This is a genomic window from Oceanobacillus halophilus (genome assembly GCF_003628505.1).
Lineage (GTDB): Bacteria > Bacillota > Bacilli > Bacillales > Amphibacillaceae > Oceanobacillus > Oceanobacillus halophilus.
This window is the reverse complement of the sequence record NZ_RBZP01000030.1, coordinates 1-24911: the sequence shown is the minus strand read 5'-3', so window position 1 is coordinate 24911 and position 24911 is coordinate 1. Positions and strand designations below refer to the sequence as shown.

At 38.2% G+C, this 24911-nt stretch carries 19 protein-coding genes; 16 read left to right on the top strand and 3 right to left on the bottom strand.

Going from position 1 to position 24911, the window contains the following annotated elements:
- The first annotated feature begins 237 nt into the window (after positions 1–237).
- The 16 genes from D8M06_RS18800 (at position 238) to D8M06_RS18725 (ending at position 21663) form a co-directional block, all read left to right on the top strand.
- The gene (locus tag D8M06_RS18800) at positions 238–1407 is read left to right on the top strand and encodes a hypothetical protein (protein ID WP_121206122.1); all 1170 of its coding nucleotides are present in this window, start codon (positions 238–240) and stop codon (positions 1405–1407) included.
- A 509-nt stretch (positions 1408–1916) separates the two neighbouring features.
- On the top strand, positions 1917–2786 hold the full coding sequence (locus tag D8M06_RS18795) for a hypothetical protein (protein WP_121206121.1): 870 nt from the start codon (positions 1917–1919) through the stop codon (positions 2784–2786).
- A gap of 76 nt (positions 2787–2862) precedes the next feature.
- Positions 2863–4476 carry a zinc ribbon domain-containing protein gene (locus D8M06_RS18790; RefSeq protein ID WP_121206120.1) on the top strand — a complete coding sequence of 538 codons (1614 nt, stop codon included), beginning with the start codon at positions 2863–2865 and terminating at the stop codon, positions 4474–4476.
- 33 nt (positions 4477–4509) lie between these two features.
- Positions 4510–6384: a zinc ribbon domain-containing protein gene (locus D8M06_RS18785; RefSeq protein ID WP_121206119.1), complete on the top strand. Its 1875-nt coding sequence runs from the start codon at positions 4510–4512 to the stop codon at positions 6382–6384.
- Positions 6385–6632: 248 nt separating this feature from the next.
- A complete protein-coding gene (gene srtB, locus D8M06_RS18780) occupies positions 6633–7316 on the top strand; it encodes a class B sortase (RefSeq protein ID WP_158591831.1) in 684 nt (227 codons plus the stop codon).
- Between the two features lie 4 nt (positions 7317–7320).
- A complete protein-coding gene (locus D8M06_RS18775) occupies positions 7321–10710 on the top strand; it encodes a carboxypeptidase regulatory-like domain-containing protein (protein WP_121206117.1) in 3390 nt (1129 codons plus the stop codon).
- Positions 10711–10857: 147 nt separating this feature from the next.
- The gene (locus D8M06_RS18770) at positions 10858–11496 is read left to right on the top strand and encodes a hypothetical protein (RefSeq protein WP_121206116.1); all 639 of its coding nucleotides are present in this window, start codon (positions 10858–10860) and stop codon (positions 11494–11496) included.
- A gap of 264 nt (positions 11497–11760) precedes the next feature.
- Positions 11761–12744 carry a LacI family DNA-binding transcriptional regulator gene (locus D8M06_RS18765; RefSeq protein ID WP_121206115.1) on the top strand — a complete coding sequence of 328 codons (984 nt, stop codon included), beginning with the start codon at positions 11761–11763 and terminating at the stop codon, positions 12742–12744.
- Between the two features lies 1 nt (position 12745).
- The gene (gene rbsK / locus D8M06_RS18760) at positions 12746–13621 is read left to right on the top strand and encodes a ribokinase (RefSeq protein ID WP_121206114.1); all 876 of its coding nucleotides are present in this window, start codon (positions 12746–12748) and stop codon (positions 13619–13621) included.
- Positions 13622–13626: 5 nt separating this feature from the next.
- Positions 13627–14019 (top strand): D-ribose pyranase, encoded by a 393-nt coding sequence (gene rbsD, locus D8M06_RS18755; RefSeq protein WP_121206124.1) that lies wholly within the window; start codon positions 13627–13629, stop codon positions 14017–14019.
- 18 nt (positions 14020–14037) lie between these two features.
- Positions 14038–15519 carry a sugar ABC transporter ATP-binding protein gene (locus tag D8M06_RS18750; protein WP_121206113.1) on the top strand — a complete coding sequence of 494 codons (1482 nt, stop codon included), beginning with the start codon at positions 14038–14040 and terminating at the stop codon, positions 15517–15519.
- Position 15520: 1 nt separating this feature from the next.
- Positions 15521–16459 carry an ABC transporter permease gene (locus D8M06_RS18745; RefSeq protein ID WP_121206112.1) on the top strand — a complete coding sequence of 313 codons (939 nt, stop codon included), beginning with the start codon at positions 15521–15523 and terminating at the stop codon, positions 16457–16459.
- Positions 16460–16472: 13 nt separating this feature from the next.
- Positions 16473–17378: a ribose ABC transporter substrate-binding protein RbsB gene (gene rbsB / locus D8M06_RS18740; protein WP_121206111.1), complete on the top strand. Its 906-nt coding sequence runs from the start codon at positions 16473–16475 to the stop codon at positions 17376–17378.
- Positions 17379–17817: 439 nt separating this feature from the next.
- Positions 17818–19371: a spore germination protein gene (locus D8M06_RS18735; RefSeq protein ID WP_241558999.1), complete on the top strand. Its 1554-nt coding sequence runs from the start codon at positions 17818–17820 to the stop codon at positions 19369–19371.
- The gene (locus tag D8M06_RS18730; RefSeq protein WP_121206109.1) at positions 19364–20467 is read left to right on the top strand and encodes a GerAB/ArcD/ProY family transporter; all 1104 of its coding nucleotides are present in this window, start codon (positions 19364–19366) and stop codon (positions 20465–20467) included. Before D8M06_RS18735 ends, D8M06_RS18730 begins: the two co-directional genes overlap by 8 nt.
- Positions 20464–21663: a Ger(x)C family spore germination protein gene (locus D8M06_RS18725; protein WP_121206108.1), complete on the top strand. Its 1200-nt coding sequence runs from the start codon at positions 20464–20466 to the stop codon at positions 21661–21663. The genes D8M06_RS18730 and D8M06_RS18725 overlap by 4 nt, the downstream gene beginning before the upstream one ends.
- A gap of 77 nt (positions 21664–21740) precedes the next feature.
- Here D8M06_RS18725 and ftsW read toward each other — a convergent pair whose 3' ends face one another.
- From ftsW to D8M06_RS18710, 3 genes are read right to left on the bottom strand one after another with little or no spacing between them, the layout of a single operon-like run.
- Positions 21741–22859: a putative lipid II flippase FtsW gene (gene ftsW, locus D8M06_RS18720; RefSeq protein WP_121206107.1), complete on the bottom strand. Its 1119-nt coding sequence runs from the start codon at positions 22857–22859 to the stop codon at positions 21741–21743.
- Positions 22860–22878: 19 nt separating this feature from the next.
- A complete protein-coding gene (rodA, locus tag D8M06_RS18715) occupies positions 22879–24036 on the bottom strand; it encodes a rod shape-determining protein RodA (protein WP_121206106.1) in 1158 nt (385 codons plus the stop codon).
- A gap of 22 nt (positions 24037–24058) precedes the next feature.
- Positions 24059–24703: a DUF1232 domain-containing protein gene (locus tag D8M06_RS18710; RefSeq protein ID WP_241558998.1), complete on the bottom strand. Its 645-nt coding sequence runs from the start codon at positions 24701–24703 to the stop codon at positions 24059–24061.
- Between the last annotated feature and the right edge of the window lie 208 nt (positions 24704–24911).

The window sequence follows — 24911 nt, the reverse complement described above, 5'->3', positions numbered from 1 at the left end:
TTATCTCTAAAAGGGATATATGGGAAGAGCCACATGCGAAGGTCCGCACGTGTGAGCTCTGTGAGAGGCGTGGTCAGTAATGGCGACGCCTACTCGGTTTGAAGAAGAACAGGACCGACTTAGATATTGAAAAAGATACAATTTCGATCTTTCGAGGTTGGAAGCCAACTGGGTAGAGTGCGTGCAGTATTTTATAAATGCACTCCAGATACTGAAAGGGGAGAAGGAGCGCTAAACATGAAAAAGTTTTTTTTATTATTTATTGGATTACTTATCCTACTTTCCGCATGTAATGACACTGAAGATGCCAGAGTAGAAGAAAACCAATCAAAGGATACGAAAGAGATTATAGTGGAAGATGCTGAACCAGAAGAAACAAAAGATGATTTAAGTATAACAGAAGTGCAACAAATTATAGATAAACATAAAGAAGATAATGAAGCCATAAGGTCACAACTACAAGAAAAGCATTCCCAGGAATGGTACCAGCAGGATTGGACTTTTGACCGTGATGATACTGGTGAGGAATTTCAAGCTGCTGTCTCTACTGTCAGAGAGTCATTGTCTGAAATAATGACAGATAATTTCTTAGATGAATGGGCTGAAATATACACTCGTGCTTACTTTTGTCAATGTGACTGGAATCTGACATTATACGAATCTATTAGTGGTAGACTGGAAATCGTTGATCAATCTGAAGATCAAATTCAAGCAAAATTTATGTCTCTTGAAAAGGAAGGAATGGCAGAGCAAGGCGGAATAATGAATGTGTGGACCTTTCAACTAGATGGGGATACGTGGAAATTAAACGAAAAAGAAGCTGTCTCACCTGAAGATGAAGCCCTTCATTTGACTGTTGATGACATAAAGGAAGCGTTTAAAGGTAAATTCATAGAAGAAACCGAATATGAAGGGAATAAGTACCTTGTTTTCTTAAATGGAAACGACTTTTATGAAGTTTGGAATGTGATTGACGGTTCAGCTAATTATGAACTGAGTAACAAGTATAACGAGGTTAAAGAGGAAACTGAAGAGGACGATGCAATGAATGACGACCATATTGAAAATAATGAAGAGGAATTTCCTGAGTTTACAGATGAAATGGTCCCGTTTGGTGGAGACTGGGACCGAATAAATAATGATGAAGGAGACCAAGGCTTCATATTGTCTCGGCCGCCATATATGGAAATTGCGATTAGAACTGAAGAGGACAATTATTTAATTACTGGCTCTTTTGAGGTAATATCGGAAAACAGTGCAAGATTCTATGATGACGAATCAGGCTGTGAATTAGAGATGATTTTAAAGGAAGACGAGACAATGGAGGTAAATGAATGGACCGAGTGCAGTTCTCTCCTCTCAACACCAGAAGGAATCTATGAGTATATTGTAAGAAGGGATATATAGCAGTTCTTCTTGCATACTGGTCTTTTTAAAACATTAAGGGTACTCTAGAAAATAATATTTGTGGTAAGGTTTCTGAACCGTCTAACTTAACGGAGTTTAGGAATGTTAAATAGATAAATCAAAGGTAACCTTCTTTTACTTAGTTTAGGTTTAGGATAGGTTCTTTTTTTATTGAATAAGTAAGATTCCTAAGATAGCTGAAAAGAATTACATATTTCCATTGACGGATTATAGACCACAATTTTTAGGAAATGTCTTCAAAAATTCCAACCTTTTGCTATAATGGTTAAACATGGGTATTATATCATGGTTATAAAGGCTTAATAAAAAGGGGGGGAATTGCAGGTATTTGGTTCGTACACAAGGTAAAAGTTCTTTCCAAATGCAAATAAATATAAAGGAAAACCATGTAGTAATTCCTTTGTTTACTAATTGTTTAATAGACTTAACTCTATTGGCAATATTTTTATCGGAATATTTTACTTTTTTATTAAAGGAGAATTATAACTATGCTACAATGCACAAGTTGCCAACATCAACAAGATTCAGGGAAATTCTGCGAAGTTTGTGGAAGTTCTTTACAGAAAGTAGAAAATCAAGGAGCTCAGCAAGCGCCATCTGAAATTCATGAGAACTCACAAGCTGCTGCGACAACTGCTCCGTCTCAGCAAACAACAGATAATGTTAAGAATGCTTTAGGCAATTATGGTTCTTATATCTTAGATTTACTAAAAAATCCTACTAAAGCATTACATTTAAATGAAACATTTTTTGCCAATGGTTTAATTAACATGGGAATTTATGTCGTCGGACTTGCATTAGGATTTTATTTCTTAATTCAATCTATTTTTGAACAGATCATGTTGCAAATGGACAGTATGTTAGGGGAGTTTACCCAGATTATCACAACATTTCTATTTTCTTTTATTGGTATCGATACAGCTTTATTTGATCAACAGTTTGGTAAAATTCCATTTTTGGACACGGTTTTCCCATTCTTCCTGACAGGTTTATTCTTTTTGGGATTAGGATATGTAACAATGCTTGTTGCTGTAAAAGTAGCTAAAGCTTCCGTTTCATGGAAGGAATTAATTGCACAATACGGTGGGTTACTTGCTCCATTTGTTGTTTTAAGTGTTCTGTCTATTGTTACCGGATTGTCGGGTTCTATAACATTTACGATTTCTATTGCACTCATTAATTTCATTTTTTGTACCATTTTATTACCTGCATTGCTTGTTTTTGAAAATATTAAAAACGCAACGAATCAACGTGTTTATATAAGTTTAGCTACATCAGCTGTTGCTCTTCTAGTGACCTATATCTTTGTTGAAAATCAGTTGTCAAAAATTATTAATTACATAGAAATGATGTTTTAATCAAATAGGCTTTCTCATGAATTTGGAGATGGCCTATAGAGAAGGAATAGCAATCAGGAAGAAAAGAGGTTGAAAGGTGAAACGTTGTCAGAAATGCGGGACAGAAAATAAGGATTCTGCTTTGTACTGTATTCAAGATGGTTATCCACTACAAACAATATCTGAAAATAGCACTCATCATGAAGGGGAAAATAACACTTGCACTCAATGTGGTAAAGAGAATAGTAAAGGGTCGAGATACTGTGGGTATTGTGGTCTCCAGATGGGACAGGTGGCTGAATCGAAACAACATGAAGCAATAATGCCTGAGAAAAAATCAAATTTGGTAGAATCAGGAAACCTTAAAAAGTTTGTAAGAGATTTTTTCGACATACATAATATGGAAAATAGACAACTCTTCAAAACAGCAGGAATAGGAGCAGCTATTGCCATTTTTGTCGTTTTTATCAGCAGTTTTATGGTCGGTAATTTTATACAAGACAATTTGATGGGGCATCTAGAAACAGCTGCATCGGAATCCTATTATATGGATTCACCGACTGAAATGTATCATGAATTTTTAATGGACCTAGAAAATGACCTAGCAGGTGAAGAATTTACTAGTAATGTGGAAATAGAAAACATAGCAAAAGAAATAAATCCATTTAAAATGACCAATATGATGATGTTGAGTAATTTAGTGGGGCAGAAGGTAAATTTAAAAGGTATTGAGGAAATAGAAGTTGGGCAAATTAATTTTTCCTTAGAACTAGGTATCTTTCTATTGGCTCTTATCCCAATCTTAGGGTTATTTCTTTCTGGCCTGTATGTGAAAACTACTAATCCAAATTTACTTGCAAAACAGTACTTGCAAATCTCCATTTATATTGGAATTATTTATAGTTTATTTATAGGGATTATGAGTTTTATAGCAGGGACATCTATAATAATTGAATCTACCGTAATGGATATATCAATGGAATATACTCACTCGTTTTCCTTTATACAATCACTAGTTAATGGATTAATCCTAGGATTTATTTTTAGCCTCTTGGGTATCTATCAAAAAGATGCTATGAAGCTTTCACAGCCAGTGACTATTATTGAGTATATACAGAAAACGACTTTCATAATTCTAGGAAGTGTTTTAATCTCTACGATAATTGGATATTTATTCCTAACTTCAAATGTGAATGCATCTTACGAATTAGCGAATTTTTCGTTTTTGGAAAAAGCTCCTATATTCATCCAAATGGGTGTTTATTTATTAAATGTAGCCATGTTTAATGGTTTTCAGTTGAGCAGTTACATAGAAGGTATCAATCAAGATATGCAATTATCAATTTTCGGCATATCGGGTAATTTTGCAGAGGTATATACTACCTTTGATTTCAACGATGGAAAGATTTATATATATTTACTAATGTTTTTAATGGCTGCCTTATTTATTTGGATTGGTAGGCAGTTTACTCGTATTCATATAAAAAATTCTTCATTGATTTTTGGTGCAGTCTTTGCCATTATATTTACATTTATTACTGTAAATACCAGCCTAACGATGGAAGCTATGACGAGTTTTGGCATAAGCGAAAATGTAACTATTAATGTAGGCTTTTCTGCTGTCCGTACATTTATAACAACTTTCATTTATATTAGTGTGCTGACTTATATTGGAGGAAAGTATTTCAACAAGGAAAAGGCTATATCTTAACAAGCGAAGAGAATTGCTTTAAAGGAGGATAATATGAAGTACTGTAAAGAATGTGGCCACGAAATAAAGAATAGTGATCAGCAATTTTGCGTCCAGTGTGGACATCCTGTTGATTCCAAGGCAGCGAGTCCAAAAGTGGAAGTAGCATCTGGAAAAAAAGTGAGTCCTCAAGTACCAAAGAAAAAACAACCGATGACCAAAAAGCAAAAACGATTAACGATTATCGGGGCAGCTGTTGCCATTCTTTTCATTGGTTTATATTTTGTGGGTGCCCATTTTACTTCTGTGGATCGTTTGGTTGCGAAATATGAAGAAGCTGTATCAGAGCAAGATGCTGATAAACTAGCAAAAATATTATCTTTTTCTGGAACGAATGATGAAATAGAGGAAGAAGATGTTGAAGGTTTCTTACTCTATTTAAAAGAGAATCCTAGCGAAGCAACCGCAATCACGAAATTTTTGCGTACACAAATGAATCGTATCGATGGAAAAATGTCTCAGCTAGTTAGTGGTTCTCAAGATGACAGTGGTAGTAACTTCATTAGTATTGAAAGAGGAGAGGGATTTTTATTCTATGAAACCTATGAACTAGCGGTGGAGCCGATTTATGCAACACTACATACAAATGTAGATGGCGCTACTCTATTTAATGGGGAAGAAGAACTAACTACTTCTGATTCTACTGAGTATCATGCTGAGAATGGTCCATTTCTCCCAGGTATATACGAGTTTAAAGCAGAGGTGCAAACAGATTTAGTAGAGTTATCAACTGAAGAACAAGTAACGTTAACTCATTCCGGGAAAGATGTCGATCTTTACCTTGATGCGTCCTATATTACATTTGATATTCCTTTCCAAGCCGAGTTGGAAAATCGCGTTCTGTTAAATGGCGAGGAAGTGGATTTTGATCTCTTCAGTGGGGAAGAGCTTGGCCCTGTATTACTAGATGGTTCCATGAATGTTTCTGCTGAGGTTGATTTTCCCTGGGGTACGATGACGACTAGTGAACAGTCAATGGAAGACTCCGTTATTTCTTTATCGTTTAACCTTAATGAAGGATTACAGGAAGATTTGAAGAAGTCCTTGCAGGATTATACAGATTCCTATATGACCGGCTGGGAGGAAAATGACTTTTCTTCATTAGACTATGTATCAGATGATCTATATGAATCCATAGAGAACGATTTAGATGTGCATGAATATCTGGAGGATTATATCTACTATCAGCAAGTGTCTTCTATGAAATTAGGAGAAAATACTTTAACTGTTGACTTTATCGATGATCAGTATTATCTATCCGCCTTAATCGAGCAAGATTATAAATCAGGTTCTAACTATAGGAATAGTGATGGTGATTATGATGATAGCTATACAGATATGTATCGTTATCAATTTATTTATAAGGATGATACGTGGAAAGTTTATCATAAGGAATCTGGCTGGTATGATGATTTAGAATCGCCAGTTGATTTAGGAGTTTCAACTGATTTAGTTGTGTTGGGGGAGGATTATGAGCCTAGTGACAACGAGGTGAGTCAGGATGAAATGGCAAGCTTTATGGATACTTATTTCACTACAATGGTGGAGTCCATCAATGAACGAGATATTTCTGTTAGTGAATCTGTCCTTGATTTAGAAGGGAATTCCTATCCAGAACATAAGGATTATTTGGGTTATCTGGAGGAAAAGGGGATAACAGAGGAATTTATTTCTGTAGATGTCGTTGATTTTGAAAAAGTAGAAGATGGCTATCGTGTAACCACGAATGAAGAATATAATATCTTTTATGAAGACAACTCTGGTAAATACAAATCCTTTGAATCAACCTTCCTCGTTACCAATAAAGATGGAAAACTAGGTGTTCATACCTTAGAAGAAACAGATGAATTAGAAAGTAAAGATTTATAAGAGGGACAAGGGGACTGGTTCCCTTGTCCAGCACTCTGAGGCTGCTATGATTTTTTAATTTGGCGAAATATTCAGTCACTTGATTGGGACGAGGAACCTGTCCCCGTGTCCCCCTGGGTCTTGTTGAAAAAGATTGTGAACCGGGGTATAATGTCGAATGTGCCATATTTACTAAATTTTCCAATTAGTGTGTGGTCGATTTTGACTAGATTAGGGGGGGATGAATAATAAAGGTCGGTCTATTGCGTTTGGTTCTTATCATTAGCATCGTCGGTATCATATATTCTTCTTACTATATTATTACTTACATAAACGAATACCGTGTTTCTGAAAAGAAATACGAAGAGATTGAAACTATTTATCATCAGAACGAAGGAGATCCTAATGAAGAATTGAAGAGAATAAACGAAGATTTCGTTGGTTGGATTGAAGTAGATGGGACGGAAATTCAATATCCGGTAGTTCAAGCAGTGGATAATGATTATTATTTAACCCGAAACTTTCATCAGGAAGAGGATAAAGTAGGGGCAATATTTATGGATTACAGGAATTCCACTGATCGTTTGGACTCTCATACGATTATTTATGGTCACAATATGAAGGATGATAGCATGTTTGGCAGCCTATCGAACGTGCTGGATGCGGATTTCTCAGATGACAACACTATTAATCTAGAATTCCAGGGAGAAACTTATCAGTGGGAAGTTTTTTCCGGATATGTGACAAAAGAGACAGATTGGATGCAAGTTGATTTTGACTCCACAAACAATAGTTATCTTCCTTTTCTTCAGGGTCTAAAAGATAAGTCAAACGTAATTTTTTCTAGAGAAGAAGTAACGAAAGAAGATAAAATTTTAACCCTAGCAACGTGTACAAGCCACGATATTGATGAAAGGGTTATTGTTCATGCAAGATTAATAGAAGGGGATTGAGAAGATGGATTTTAAGAAAATTTGGGTGGGAATCGTCATAGTTGTCCTTGCCTTATTTGGTATGGCAAGTGTATCTAGTGCTGAAGATAATAGTATAATAGATATCGATTTTACAACGGATAAAGAAGCCTATGAATCTACAGATGAAATTACATCCACAATAACGATTACCAATTCATCCAATCGTTATTATGCAGAAGAGCTGGATATTCGAACGAGTTTACCAGATGAATTAGAAGTAATGGATCAAGATATGAAAGTGGATGATGGACAAGTTATTTGGGATGTTGACAGTCTAGAACGTGGAGAGTCAACAGAGTTAACAATTAAGACTAAATTAAAAGAAAATATGGAAGAAAGCAGTAATCAAGTTGCTGGTGAAAAGACGGACAGTAGTGATAACAGTGCTGGTACCAATACATCCAGTTCTAATGATGAACTAACCGCTCCTCAAACAGGTGATTATTCATCAATAGTTAAATATATTGTTATTTTAGTTGTTTCTGTTGTTGCTGGTGTACTGGCATTTATCTTTATGCGTAAAAAGAAACTACTAAAATATCTTACTTTTCTTTTGCCAATACTTATCATCTTTTCTTCCGTTTCAGTGGCCCATGCGGAAGAAAGTAATGTACAAACATTCACAGAGACACATCAACTAACCATTGGCGAACAAAGCTATAACTTAGAAACCACTATTACAGCAACGATTCAAGATGGTCAAGTAGAAGTACCTGTAACAGGAACAGCCTTTGATTCTAATGGAAACCTGATGGAAAATGATGAGCTGACCTTTACTGCAAAAATCGAGGATGAGTTAGTGGAAGAAGTGGTGCAAACGGATGATGAAGGATATTTTGTTGTTCGTTTAGTGGAGAATGTCACTTATGATGTAAAAGGAAATGGCTTAGAGGCACAATTGAAAGCAAACGATTTAAATGAAATGGAACTTACCAACCAAGAAGGTGAAATTCAACTTGGTAAAAAATTAGTAAATGGGGATAATCGTTCCTCCTTACAACCAAGTGCAATTTATCTATCGGATGAAGAAGCATCAAAAATAACGGAGATTTCTTCTGACTTATCGCAAGCAACGTTAAGCGAATCGGTGGATATCCAAGCAGATGACTTAATTGTTGTTCCTGAGTGGGAAGACTATCCAGCTGGGATTGCCTTTCAAGTTACATCCGTTCAGGTGACAGATGGTACGGTTACATTGAACCTGACTCAACCAGAATTAGAAGACATTTTTAAAGAAATTATCGGTGATCTGGAAGCGGACATGACCTCTGATAATTTTGTTCCAGCAGAAGGAGTTAGCATTGCTGAGGATCCTACAGCTGGCCTAGAGCATTTTAGTCCACGCTATACATCTATTACAGACCAAGCAATGTCTCTTGGCGGAAAGGTTACTCTAAACCTGGGTGATCTTTATAAAAATGAGGAATTCTCCTTAAAAGGTTCCGTTGATTTAAGCGGACAAGTTACTGGAGATATTGATTGGAGACTAGGCTTAAATCCAGTAGAGGAATTTGATTTTAATTTCCAAGGTGAGCAACGAGTAAATGCAGAAGTCGCTACAAGTGTAACCAAGAAAAAAGAAGTACCATTAGGGAAGTTTATTGCTCCAACGCAAATCCCAGGTCTTGCCGTTTCTGTTCCATTTGACTTGGTAACTTCCGTCAATGGAAAAGTTAGTGTAAAAATATCTTATGGTATGCGTGAAAACATTGGTTTAGCTTATGAAAGAGGCTCTGGCATGAGAACGTATCCAGAGGAAAACTTCGAGCCATTCTTTAATACGTCTGATATAAATGGATCCGGTGGTGTATCAGCTGGTGTAAGAATGTCTGTATTAGCACAAGCATTAGGGATTGATCTTGCAGGTGCGGCTGCGACCGGAAGTGTTAGTGGAAATGCAACGACATCTATTTTAGGACCAGAAGGACTATTTCAATGTATTACACTTGCTGGTTCCTTCGATGGTAAATTGAATTTAAGAGCACCAGTGTTCGATTGGGAGTCAAGTGGAAGTATTGATTTTTCCAAAGTATTTGCTAGCAAGAAATTCGGAAACTGTGTAAGTTCCATTAACATCAATCCGTCAGAACTAGAGATGAGCCCTGGTGAAACAACATCTGTTAACGTAACAGCAAGGGATAATATCCAGCAAGCTCCAATTAATAATGATGATAAACTTCGATTTGACGTTTCCGATGATACGATTCGAGTGGAGAAAAATCCAACCCGAGTGGATATCGTTGCTTCTGAATCAGCACAAGATGGAGATGTTATCGAAGTAAAAGGTATATATGACACAGGGGATTCCGAAATAACGGATACCTTAACCGTCAAAATTGTGGATGAGAGAGAAAAAGGAAAACTTGTTGGAAAAGTAGTAGACGCAGTAGAAGACACGCCACTCTCAGAGGCAACCGTGAAAGTTTATCGAGATGATCGTGAAGTATCCTCTGTTCATACAGCAGAAGACGGTACCTATGAAACGAATCTAACTCCGGGAATGTACAAGGTGGAAGTATCCCATACTGGCTATGTTACGGATTCATCCCAAGTCGAAATCACTTCGTCTGATACAACTACTTATGACTCAGAGCTTCAATTAGTTGGAGATGAATATGCGGGCACTGGGACAGTAGCAGGCCAAATTGTCAATGCATTAACCGGAAATGGTGTCGCAGAGCTTACCATTGAAATTAGAAAAGGGAAAAACAACACTACTGGTGAAGTTGTTGAAACTCTGACTACAAATGACAATGGAGGTTATGAAGTAGAGTTACCTGGTGGAAACTATACGATGGCATTGAATAAAGAGGGGTATATTCCAGCTCAGGCGAATATCTTGTCTATTGGGGGAGAAGTAAGAGGAAACCAAAATGGTACCATTTCACCTGATGGTGTCATTGATGAAAATTTAAGAATCGTCCTAACTTGGGGAGAATCTCCTCGTGATTTGGATTCTCATTTAACTGGTCCAAAAATCGATGGTGGTCGATTCCACATTTACTACTCTGATAAAGTGTATAGAGATGATGGCAATGATGTGAACTTAGATCGTGATGATGTCTCTTCGTATGGTCCGGAAACCGTAACGGTTATTAATAAAATGCAAATGGGAACCTATACGTACGCGATTCACAATTATACAGGACGTTATCTCAATGAAAATAATCAACTAGATTTATCCAATTCAGATGCACGTGTACAAATTTACCGTGAAGACACGCTGCTTGCTACCTTTAATGTTCCGGTAGATCAAGTTGGGAACTCATGGAGAGTGTTTGAAATCCGAGATGGCGAAATCGTTCCTATCAATACGATTGAAACGATTAGTAGTTGGGGATCTGCTGACTCCTTTGCGCCAGTGGGAGAGTAAATAGATCTTCATTCATGAAAAGAGTGTTTCGTTTGTTCAAGCGAAGCACTCTTTTTGCATAATTTATTGATGATAGATATACTTATAGAAATTCTAAGAACAACGTAATCTAGTAACATTGCAATTTGGGGAGAGGGTGGATTCGTTATGGTGAAGAAGTTATTTTTATTGATTGTTTCTATTGGAATAGTTTATTTAGCCACAGAATGGGTAATACGGGGAATTCATTATGTTGTTTTTCAATCTCATACATATATTTCGTTTGTGACTCCTATTCTCCACTGGACAAAATACCTAGCAGTAGCAATTATTCTACTTTTTGCATTTAAAAAGTATGTCCCGCTTGCTGATGCAGGGAAAAAGATTATTCCTGTCTTATTAATCTTATCTGTTGTTATGTTTGTTATCTCATCTCTATGGTTTCATGCGGTAGATGAAGAAAAAATTGTGAAGCATCGTGTCTTTCTCCATAATACAGCAAAATGGGAAGAAGTAGATTATGTTTCTACGGAAATTAAACACGAAGAAAAAGTAGTGGTAGACAATGCAAACAATTTGAAACCATTGAAGGTTATTGCGAATTATCGTATTCATTTAAATGATGGTTCTGTGATAAATGTATGGAATAACCTAGCTTCCATGTATAAATTACATCAGCATGTTCTAGAAAATAAGATCGAAGTTCAACACTTAACAGAACTGGATCCTACCTATTTTGACCAAAACTTTGCATATTATTTTGAAGAAGACCTAGATAAAGCGCATGAGATATTTGGAGTTGAGTAAGGGGGCCTTGTCTCGGATAAGGGGGACAGAGGGACAGGTGCCTTGTCCCGAAAGAAGATAGATGTTGAGTTTTATAGGTTACAAATGTGGGAGTGAGTGTAGAGCATATAAAAGTGCTGCTATGCTACTTCCTTTTTTTTTGTAGAGGGGGACAACTAACCTGTCCCCGTGTCCCCCTCCCCGTCAGTTAATTTCCTTCTCGACAAATAAAAAGTGTTTATGTTATGATGTGTGTAACCGGTTCCAGGTAGGAGGTTGAATGAGATGGCGACTACGATTCGAGATGTTGCGAAAGAGGCTGGTGTTTCAGCTGCAACGGTATCGCGGGTGTTGAATAATAGTGGATATGCGCATGAGGATACAAGGAAAGCTGTGTTAGATGCTATTCAAAAATTAAATTATAGGCCTAATGAAGTAGCTCGATCCCTTTATAAACAAAAGTCTAAATTGATTGGTTTAATACTTCCGGATATAACCAACCCGTTTTTCCCAGCGTTGGCTAGGGGAGTGGAGGATTATCTTCGTGAACATGGCTACCGTTTAATTATTGGAAATAGTGATGAGCAGCTTGAACAGGAAATCGACTACTTGGATACGTTTGCGCAGCACAATGTCGTCGGTATCGTTGCTTCTATTAATGAACCCCACAGTGACATGCTTTCTGACTTAAATGTACCAATTGTTTTGCTGGACAGAACGGTGGAAGAATTGCCTGCTGTCTATGCAGATCAGTTCGAAGGGGGCAGGTTGGCTGCGGAGAAAATGTTAGAACGCGGAAGTAAGGAAATTACGATTATCAGAGGACCAATAGAGGTCAGGCCTGTCTATCAGCGTTTTGTATCATCGTTTCAAGTACTAAGGCAAGCAGGGGTAAAGGTCCATGTATTTGACTCCAAGCTTTCATTTGAAGGCGCTAGCAAATCGGCAAGCTCGTTATTTGAATTTTATCCAAACACGGATGGAATCCTAGCTTGTAATGATATTGTTGCCGTTGCCATGATGAATGAAGCACAACGCACCGGACGAAAGGTTCCGGAAGACGTTCAAATTATCGGTTTTGATGATATCTCTATAAGTGAATTAGTTTATCCTGGGTTATCTACTATACGTCAGCCTGCCTACGAGATGGGGGAGAAGGCTGCGGAGATATTGCTTAAAAAAATAAATCAACAAGTCTTAGATGATTTACATTGTCAGTTACCCGTTCAATTTATCGAAAGACAGTCCACAAGAAAGGTAGGAGAATAAGATGGTGAAAGTGGTAGTGGTAGGAAGTGCCTCCATGGATTTAGTCGTTACAGCAGATAGAAGGCCAAAGGCTGGGGAAACGCTTATTGGCGAATCATTTCAGACGGTTCCAGGAGGAAAAGGTGCCAATCAGGCAGTTGCGGCGGCAAGGCTTGGTGCGAATGTTTCTATGATTGGTCGAGTTGGAGAGGATGCATTTGGAAAAGAAATCCTCGATAATTTAAAGAAAAATGGTGTCTCTGTAACGTATGTGGAACCCGTTCCACAAATTCCATCAGGTACAGCTCACATCACACTGGCGGAAGGCGATAACAGCATTATTGTCGTTAAAGGTGCCAATGATGTCGTCACACCAAGTTATTTGGAAAAGGCTGTTTCGGACCTCAAAGAAGCCGATATCATCATGGTTCAACAAGAGACCCCAGAGGAGACCATTGAATATCTTGCAAATTTTTGCCGGAAGTTTCACAAAAAGTGGTTACTGAACCCTGCTCCAGCACGGAAAATTAGTAATAACGTGATTGAGTCTGCAACGTATCTGACACCGAATGAGCATGAGTTTGCAGTTATGTTCGGGGAAGAGGAACGTTCAGAAGTACTCGCTCGTTTTCCCAATAAATTATTGATTACAGAGGGAAAAAATGGTGTTCGCTATTTTAATGGGACGAAAGAAGAAGTGGTTCCATCTTATGTTGTGGAGCCTGTTGATACCACCGGTGCAGGTGATACGTTTAATGCTGCTTTTGCAGTTGCGGTTGCAGAAGGAAGGAAAATAGACGAAGCAATCCGATTTGCTAATCGCGCTGCATCGATTTCAATTACGAAGTTTGGAGCACAGGGTGGTATGCCATCAAGAGATGAAGTGGAAGGAAGTTGAAAGGAATGAAAAGATTAGGGATTTTAAATAGTGAGATAGCAAAGGTTTTAGCAGATTTAGGTCATACAGATACCGTGGTTATTGGAGATGCGGGTCTACCAGTTCCAGAAGGCGTCGTAAAAATAGATTTGGCACTGACACCAGGTATGCCATCTTTTCAAGAAGTGGTTCGAGCGGTAGCGGATGACATGGTTATAGAAAAAGTGACAATCGCATCTGAAATAAAGGATGCAAATCCAAGTCAACATGAATTTATAACGACATTCTTTGATCAGGAAAGACAATATGTCACACACGAGGAATTCAAAAAATTGACTAGAAATGCTAAAGCCATTATTCGAACAGGTGAAACGACTGCCTATTCTAATTGTATTTTACAGTCAGGTGTCTTTTTTTAATAAAAAGGGGTGATCACGATGCGGATAGTAATGGAAAATATTCACAAGGCCTTTGGTGCCAATAAAGTTTTACAAGGAGTTGATTTCACACTAGAGCCAGGAGAAACCCATGCATTAATGGGAGAAAATGGTGCAGGGAAGTCAACCTTAATGAATATATTAACCGGGCTTTTTCCACAGAATCAAGGCAAGATTACGATTGACGGAAAGGAAACGGCATTTACAAATGCAAAGGAAGCGGAAGAAGCAGGGCTTGCCTTTATTCGGCAGGAGCTAAATATTTGGCCACAGATGACCGTTTTGGAAAATTTGTTTATCGGAAGAGAGAAACGAAATGCCCTCGGTGTATTAAAGGAAAAGGAAATGAAAAAGCAAGCGGAGGCTATTTTCAAACGGATGAATATTTCGATTCCATTAAATAAAGAGGCTGGAGAATGTTCGGTTGGAGAGCAGCAAATGATTGAGATAGCCAAAGCGCTCATGCTGGATGCTGAAGTAATTATTATGGATGAACCAACCTCTGCATTAACCGATAGAGAAATAGAAATGCTTTTCCAGATAATGAAAGAGCTTACATCCGGTGGGGTTTCACTAGTTTACATTTCACACCGGATGGAAGAAATTTTTGAAATCTGTGATCGAATTACCGTTATGCGTGACGGTGTATCGGTTGCTACTTCTTATATCAAGGAAACTTCTTTTGATGAGATTGTGAAACAAATGGTTGGTCGTGAATTAGAAGACAGGTATCCGGAACGAAATCCAACATATGGTGAAACCATTATGGAAGTGAATGGTCTGACGAAAGAAGATGTATTTGCAGATATTAGTTTTTCCATTAGAAAAGGGGAGATATTAGGCATCTCTGGCTTGATGGGCGCAGGACGAACCGAAATCATGCGGTCCATCTTCGGAATTGATTCCTTTGATCAGGGGGAAATAAAAATTGACGGAAAGGCCATTTCCATAAAAACCCCGGCCAGTGCTGCCAAACAGGGATTAGCATTTATTACTGAGGATAGAAAAGAGGAAGGGCTTGTTCTTGATTTTTCCATTCGTGAAAATATTGGCCTAACCAATTTAGAGAGTTTTTCTCCCAATGGAGTCGTTAAAGGAAATGATGAGAAACAATTTGTGAAAATGATGATTGAACGTCTCAAAGTAAAAACGGAGTCACAGGAAACACAAGCTGTGAACCTATCTGGAGGGAACCAGCAAAAGGTCGTGATTGCGAAATGGGTAGGTACTGCTCCTAAGGTTTTAATTATGGATGAACCAACAAGAGGAATTGACGTTGGAGCGAAACGTGAGATTTATCATTTGATGAATGAGCTAACGGATCGTGGAATTGCCATTATCATGGTTTCCTCTGATCTTCCAGAAGTATTAGGAATGAGCGACCGAATACTTGTTATTCATGAAGGGAAAATCTCTGGTGAATTAGCTAGAAAAGAAGCAACGCAAGAAAAAATTATGACGTTTGCTACAGGGGGTAATTAACATGAAAACATCAAAGCTAACAACGATCTGGAGTAAATTGGTTCCATTATTGGCGCTGTTTGGTCTTATTGTAGTTGTTACTATATTAAATCCATCTTTTATTGATCCTGCCAACATTATGAATCTACTGAGGCAAATATCTATCAATGGGTTAATCGCCTTTGGGATGACTTTTGTTATTTTAACTGGTGGAATTGATTTATCCGTTGGTTCGATTCTTGCTCTAACCAGCGCGCTTTCTGCAGGGATGATGGTAGCCGGGGTTGACCCGATTCTAGCCATTGTTATTGGTACCTTGCTCGGTGCTGTATTCGGAGCACTTAATGGTGTCCTTATTGCTAAAGGAAAAATGGCACCGTTTATTGTCACACTTGCTACGATGACCATTTATCGTGGCCTAACCCTTGTGTATACAGGCGGTAAGCCAATTACTGGGCTTGGAGATTCCTATGCGTTCCAATTATTCGGTAAAGGATATTTTCTAGGAATACCTGTTCCAGCAGTTACGATGATTTTAGCGTTTATTGTTTTAGCTTTTATGCTTCATAAAATGGCATTTGGTCGCAAAACCTATGCCCTCGGTGGTAATGAAAAAGCAGCACTTGTTTCTGGTATTAAAGTTGACCGAGTAAAAATAATGATTTACTCGATTAGTGGGATGATGGCAGGTTTAGCTGGTATGATTCTTACTTCTCGTTTGAATTCTGCTCAGCCAACTGCAGGTCAGGCATACGAAATGGATGCTATAGCCGCTGTTGTTATTGGTGGGACAAGCCTTGCAGGTGGGAAAGGACGAATTGCTGGTACGTTTATCGGGGTGCTGATTATCGGAATTTTAAATAATGCGATGAACTTGCTCGGGATCTCATCTTTCTATCAACAAGTCGTTAAAGGTGTCGTCATCTTGATTGCCGTATTATTAGACAGAAAGAGATCATAAAGAGGTGAAAAAAATGAAAAAAATACTAACGGTAGCACTTACGTTGATGTTGGTCTTTTTAACAGCGTGTTCCATGGAAAGTCCATTTGTTAATAATGATTCTGCTGATGATGGAAATATAAAAATCGGATTAAGTATTTCTACTTTAAATAACCCATTCTTTGTTTCGCTTCGTGACGCGATTGTAGAGGATGCGGAAGCAAAAGGATATGAAATTATCGTCGTTAATGCCCAAGATGATGCGGCAACAGAGATTAGTGGGATTGAAGATTTAATTCAACAAGGTGTTGATATTCTATTAGTTAACCCAACAGATTCTGCAGCAGTTTCTTCCGCTGTACAATCAGCAAATAATGCAGAGATACCAGTTCTTACCATTGACCGTTCCGCAGATAAAGGAGAAGTAGAAACACTCATTACTTCCGACAACGTGTCAGGTGGAGAAATGGCAGCCAACTTTATTGTAGAAAAAGTTGGTGAAGGGGCGAAGGTAGTGGAAATTGAAGGAATTGCTGGTGCCTCTGCTACAAGAGAACGTGGAGAAGGATTCCATAATATTGCCGATGAACAGCTGGAAATTGTGGCAAGTCAACCAGCAGACTTTGATCGGACCAAAGGATTAACCGTTATGGAAAATACGTTACAAGGAAACGGCGACATTCAAGCTGTCTTTGCTCATAATGATGAAATGGCCCTAGGAGCAATGGAAGCAATCAAAGCCGTCGGAAAAGATATTATGGTCATCGGTTTTGACGGTGTGGAGGATGCAATCGCATCAGTAGAAGCCGGCGAACTAACAGCCACCATTGCCCAACAACCAGACCTAATGGGACAAGAAGCCGTCTCGGCAGTTGAAAAAGTACTAAATGGAGAAGGTGTAGAAGAACTAATTAAAGTTCCGTTGGAGTTGAAGAAGTAGGGGGACACGGGGACAGGTTCCTTGTCCCAAAACTGTGTTTCTTTTTAACACAGTGTCATATACAAGAGAAGTTAACAAATGTATGACCATAGTGAGGATATAATAATAAAAGCATGGAAAAAAGTGCAGCACTCTGATAAAAATACAGTGCTGCACTTTTTACTTTATCTTCTATATTAGTTGCAAGTTACTCAACAATTCAAGAACTGACTGGGGGACGAGGAACCTGTCCCCGCGTCCCACCACCTCAAGAATAGACTGGGACAACTCACCTGTCCCCATGTCCCCCATCCCCATGTCCCCCAAAAAAGTATAAATCATAATACCAAGTTGCATACTAGGGTTGTACAATTTTTTATGACAAAAATGGAGAGATAAGATGAATTTCTGGAAAAGTAAGTGGAAGGGGAATAAGAGGAACAAGGAGCCTTCCAGTAGTATGTTAGATACTTCTCAAGAAACTCGTTTAACGACAAGCTTAGATGAAAACGTACAAACAGTTAAGAAAGTTTTTAAAAATGATGCTGACTTTTCCACCCGTTCTTTCCATTTATTTAATAATATACCTGCTACTTCCCTCTTTATTAGCAGTTTAGTGGACAAGGAGAAAATCAATCGAGATATTATTCAACCGTTACAAGAAAAGAGAAGTAGTAATAACGAAGAATCAGCCAATAGTACAAAAAAAGATTTACTTCAATCTCTGTTGAATGATTATCTGTATTTTGCGGATGGGGAAAAGAAGCAGGATTTAAGCAGTCTACTAGACGGATTATTGCATGGAAAGACTGTTATCCTCTTGGATGGAGAGAGCCAATATCTGTTGTTGGATACCCTGAAAACAGAAAAAAGAAGTATTGAGCAACCGGAAACAGAAAGAGTTGTTCGTGGGCCGCGGGATGGGTTTATTGAGCAAATGGAGTCCAATATATCCTTATTGCGTTATCGGCTTCCTGTGCCTGAATTTCGTGTGGAGCCCTTTGAGGTGGGAGAGAAGACTAAAACAAAAGTATCTGTCTGTTATTTGGATAATGTAGTAAGTGATGCATTGTTAGAAGAAGTAATCAAAAGGATTCAAGATATTTCTATTGACCGTATCTTAGATGCTGGTTATATCGAACAGTTTATTCAAGATAACCCACGTTCCCCCTTTCCACAGGTTCAAAATACCGAACGTCCTGATAAAGCGGTTGGGAATATATTGGAAGGGAGAGTGATAATTTTAGTGGATGGGTCTCCCTTTGCATTAATTGTTCCAGCGGTATTTAATCAGTTCTATCAAACGAGTGAAGATTATGCGGGAAGAACGATTATCATGAGTATTATCCGTGTCATTCGTTTTTTATCATTGATTTTTTCGCTAACCTTTTCCTCCTTATACATAACAATCGTTTCTTTTCATCCGGAAATGATACCTGCTCAATTTGTCGTCGCAGCATCTAGTGGAAGGGCAGGTGTTCCGTTTCCTGTTGTGGTAGAGGTCCTATTGATGGAAGTGGCAATGGAAATACTGCGAGAAGCAACCATCCGGATGCCCCAACAAGTTGGTGGCGCACTATCCATCGTAGGCGTCCTTGTCATTGGGGAAGCAGCTGTGTCAGCAGGGTTTGTGAGTCCAATTACCGTGGTGATTATTGCATTATCTACGATTGGATCCTTTGCGACACCTTCATATAATGCAGCAATTGCCTTTCGGTTACTGAAGTTTCCCTTAATCATTCTTTCTGGATTTATAGGGTTACTAGGACTAGCGGTAGGCCTCATGTTCATTATCAATCATATGATTTCTTTACGATCGTTTGGGGTTCCTTATCTGAGTCCAGTTTCTCCTTGGAATAAACAAGGTTTTAAGGATTCATTAATTCGTGCTCCTCTTCGTTGGCTTACCGAGAGACCAGCTGAACTTCAACCGAAAGATAAAGTACGTGTAGAAAGCGGTGTGGAAAGTGGCCCGACTAACCCTTTCAAGAGGAAGGGGGAGAATGATGAATAAGCCTAGTGATAAGGTGACCAACCTTCAACTTGCTTTTATTATCATTAGTACGATGTTAGGGGTATCCATGTTAGGTCTCACCCATTTTACAGTAAGGGGTGCGGGAAACGCCGCTCCTTTTGCCAGTTTGGTGGGGATTTTTATCGCCTTTATTGGATTGATGGGGTATGTGTTAATAGGAAGAAGGTTCACAAAGGATACGTTAGTGGGATATAACGAAAGCATCTTGGGAAAGCCAATAGGTAGATTATGTAGCTTTTTGATTGTAATTGTATTTTTGGCTTTGACTGGCTTAGAAACGAGACAATTTGCCGAAGCAGTTCAAGGGTCTATTTTGCCCAATACACCGATGCATATTTCAATAATCGCTATGATTTTGTTATTTGCAACCACTAGCTTCCAACGAGTAGACACGTTTGCTTCCATTCATTTTTTTTATGTGCCACTTATCCTTATCCCGATTATTATCGTGGTTGCTCCTGCATTTCGAGATATTGAAATCTATCACATGACACCGATCTTAGGGAATGATCCAACTTGGGGAGGATTTATGAATGGAGCCCTTGCTGTTACACAAGCGATTGGCAATTTCGTAGTTATTGCGATGGTAATTCCATTTATGAAATATCCGAAGAAATCATGGAAGGGAGCAGTAGGGGGATTTTGGATAGCAGGATTTATCGTTATATTCATGACAACCATGACAGTTGCTGTATTTGGGGAAAATGAAATCAAGAAAATGTACTGGCCGCTATTAAATTTAGGGAGAATGATTACCATTCCAGGAGAGGTTTTGTCCAGAATCGATGCTGTTTTGTTGGTTTCATGGGTATATGGTGTTTTTACAACTTTGCTTTCTTACTATTTCCTTGTTGTTAGAGGGGTTTGTGGGATTTTTCGATTCCACCACTATCGGGTAGTATCACTGATTACTGCTCCAATTATATATGGTATTGCTATATTTCCTCGAGATATCTATACCTTGTATGATTATATTCGGATGTTTTCTAGCTATGGGGTAGTTCCTTTATTGGTTTATCCATTTTTCCTTCTTTGTATATCTATTATAAGGAAGAAAAAAGGGGGATCTGTATGAAAAGGATTCCTTTGCTGTTTGGTATATTACTTGTGCTGTCAGGATGTTGGGATAGATATGAATTAGAAGAAAGAGCGAATTTATTAGGACTTGCTATTGACGTGGCAACGGAGGAAGATATGGAAAAAGAGCCTTCAGTTACACACAAGAATGGAGAGTTTCCAGATAGAGAAGAGGACGACTATATCAAATTAACCGCACAAATTTCTTTACCTGGTAAGATTAAATTGGGTCCAGAAGGTGGGGGTGGGGAAGGTTCTAAGAAAAATGCCTGGGTACTAGAAACGGTTGGCCATACCATCAAAGATGCCATGGCCAATTTACAACAACAATTAGCTGAGAAATTATATCTCGGACACGTTCAAATCATCGTAATCTCTGAAGAAATAGCCGAGAAAGGAGTAACGGAAATAAATGATTTCCTAAGGCGCAATCCTGAAGTGAGAAGAACTTCATGGATGGTTATAAACGGCGGAGATGCCAAAGAAGTATTAGAAGCTGCACCACCCGTTGAAAGTGTACCTTCCTTGTATTTATCCAATACGTTAGACAATGCTGTTCGTCAAGGAAAACTTCCAAGGGAGTATTTAGGAAAGTTTTGGATTGATTTAGCTGATATTGGGATTGATCCAATGATTCCATCCATTAAGGTAGAAGATAAAGACCGTATCCTTGTTGATGGTATGAACTATTTTAAGGGAGATAGGATGGTCGGAAAGTTCTCTCCAATTGAGATTGGTGTTTATATGTCGGTTATGGGTGAGAACCAAGGTGGATATAGTTATGCAGTCAAATTACCGGAAGAAGAAGGTATCTATATGATTAAAGCGACTGAAAGGGACTCCAAAATCATGACCGAATTAAAAAATGGAGAACCACGTGCATCCATCGATATAACTATTGATAGCATTATTGAAGAAGAAACAAAGACAGAAAACTTAAACCAAAATACCGTTAGGAAAATTGAACAAGAGGCGGAAGAGAAAGCGAAAAAGTTAGGTGATGAATTTGTTAAAAATTTACAAGAAGATGGATCAGACGTATTTGGCTTAGGAGCAAGAATTCGAGCAAAGCATAAAAACTATTGGAATGAAGAAATCAAGACCAATGATAAATGGACCGAAACCTACAAAGAAATGGACATTAAAGTAACATATAACATAAACATCAAAAGAACAGGAATGGAATGGAAGTGAGTGGGACGGAGGGACAGGTTCCTCGTCCCGGAGCTTGAAATGGAGGGGTGGCTGATAGGAAAAGGTGGGGGGGACAACTAACCTGTCCCCGTGTCCCTAGTGGAAAGGTTGAGTAAGATGCCTAGTGATACCATGGTTATTACGAGGGATGATCCTCCGTAACTGATTAAGGGTAGGGTTATGCCGGTGATTGGTAGGAGTCCTGATACTGCACCTAAATTAATTACTACTTGGGTCATTATCTGAAATGTAATCCCAATAGCGAGTAATTTGGCAAACATATCCTTACAACCTCTAGCAATACGGACGCCGCGAAACATAATAAACATATAGGAGCATATCACAATGATCAATCCAATCATTCCCAGTTCCTCAATAATAATTGCCATAATAAAATCTGTGTGTGCTTCAGGCAAAAATCCCAATTTTTGAACGCCGTTACCAAGGCCCGTTCCCCACATGCCACCGGTTCCAATTGCGATATACCCATTAATTAACTGATACCCATCCCCAAAAGGGTCGGCAAATGGATCGACAAAGGAAGTAATTCGTTCGACACGGTAGGGGGAGGAATAAGCAAAAAATAGTAATCCTACTAGACCAACACATCCGAGCATAAATAGATGTTTCATTTTTACTCCAGAACAGATGACGATAATGGCGCATACAAACAAAATAGAGGCCGCGGAACCAAGATCAGGTTGTTTTAAAATTAACAGGAAAATAATTGCTAAAATTAGCATCGGAGGCAAAACCCCATCCTTAAAGTGGGAAATGGTTTGCTGTCTTTTAGCATAAAACGAAGCGAAATAAATAATCATAAATAGTTTAATCACTTCGGTTGGCTGGAACGCAAGAGGGCCTAACTCAATCCAACGCTGCGAATAATTTCGTTCGCTTCCTATTCCTGGAATAAGAACAAGAATCAATAATAGAATGGAAGCCATTACCAGTAAGGGACTTAATTTACTATATACTCGATAAGGAAAAAATGCTGCCAATACAAAAAAGAAAAGACCAATGAATAACCATTGCAGCTGTCTCCTATAGAAATAATTAGGAATGCCATAATCAACATAAGCGATGGTATAGCTACTGCTATATACCATCATAATTCCAAACACAGCGAGAAATACTATGACGAATAGTAGGGTATAGTCAAATTGTTTGATCTTTTTAGCTATTAGGGATTTCATTGGTCGGATTCCTTTCCACTTAGATAATATTTTCACTAAATATATATTTTTTAGAACGTAATTGAACGCTTAATACCAATCCTAATGCAATAAAATTAGTTAATAATGCACTTCCGCCGTAACTAATGAAGGGCAGCGCTAAACCGGTAATAGGAGTTAAGCCGATGGTCATTCCGATATTTTGAAAAACTTGAATTCCAATTAAACCAACTGTTCCGATACAGATGTATACACCGAATAAGTCGTTGGCCTGAAATGAAATTTGAATAATCCGATAGATTAGTAGAAAGTAGATGAAAATCAGTAGGCTGGTTCCGATAAATCCAAATTCTTCTCCAATGACCGCAAAAATAAAATCGGTATGTGCTTCTGGTACTTTTCCACTCTGTACTTGGACACCTTGGCCTAAACCATTTCCAGTTAGCTGGCCAGATCCTATCCCCATTTTAGCCTGCTGGAGCTGATATCCATAATCGGAGGAGTATTGGCTTGGGTTCAACCACCCATAGATTCGAGACAACTGATGTGGTTGTAGAATTTTGGTAAACAAGTCGTGCTGATATTGAAATAAATAAATAAGAAACCCAATTAGCCCTGTTATTCCAGTAGCAAATATAGCCATCATTTTGGTTGAAATGCTGGATACGATCATTAAAGAAGCAGCAACTCCAACTATAACAAGGGCAGACCCTAAGTCGGGTTGAACTAGTATAAAAAGAAAAGGAATCAAGGAGAAACCAATCACTTTAAGTGTAATGGGGATGCTTTTCTTAAATGATAATTTCGTATTGCCTTCCTTACTTAATAAATAGGATAAATAGAGGATGAGAAATATCTTCATAAATTCTGATGGCTGAATCTCTATTATTCCTAGATGAATCCAGCGTTGGGAACCATTTTTGATGGTACCAAAAAAATGAACCGTGAGCAGGGCAAAAATCCCCGCTATATAGAACGGAAATGCCCATTTCTTCAGCAATTCATAATCAAATGTAGCTATGACAATCATGATGATGAAGCCGATGAAATACCAAATGAATTGGCGAATGGCAAAATAAAACGGTTGGTCTTGTGCATATTGACCGGACCCACTATAGACAGCAAACAAGCTGAAAATACATAAACTAAATACCAATAGCAAAAGAAGATGATCTACTTGATGTTCTTTTTTATGCATAGTGATAAGGGATGAACCTTTCTTATTTTTTACTTTCTAACTGTTGCAAGACGGTTTGTAGAACCAAGGCATCGTCTAAAAATCCAACAGGAAAAAGATAATCCGGCAGCAAATCAGTCGTTACAATAAAATACAGGAGTGCTCCTCCCATTAAGGCGAGCTGGTATTTCTTCCCTTTATTCTCAGTGAATTGTCCGTACATCCACTGTAACTTTTGTATATAAGGGCCAATCCCACCACCAAGTTTGCTAAGTTTCGATTGGAAGTTTTCTAATACAACCTGCTTACCTTCTTCCGTTTGACTATAAATTTGATAGTTTGCTAATTCTTTTTCCATTTGTTCCAGAGAAAAGTTTCCTGTATAAACTTCGGAGGACTCTATGAGTTTTTCGATATTGTCTAAAGCAATATGTAAATCTGAATTTTCCTCTTTTTTTTGTTCTATCGGATAACCAGCAGCCTTCATTAATTCAGATAAATCTATATCCAGACCAGCAGCTAATTTCTCCAGATGTTGTAGATTCGCTTTTCTCTTTCCATTCATCATCTTAGATATCGATGCATGATCAATGCCAGATAAGTTACTAAGTTTTCGTATCGATAAATGTTTTACTTCCATCTGTTTCTGTAAAAATGAACGCAAACTCTCGTGATTATAATCCTCCAAAACACTCAATTCCTCCTACCACCATAACTAGTTTCTATAAAGGTAACAAAAGTGGTGACTATTTGTCAACGATGATAGCGAATCTGTCACCATAGGTGCGGGGGACGTGGGGACAGGTTCCATAGCCATCAAGCTAACAAAAAATAATGAATACAAATCATTAATTTTTGTTAGCTTTTTCTCTTTTTTGTTTTTCTAAATAATTTTC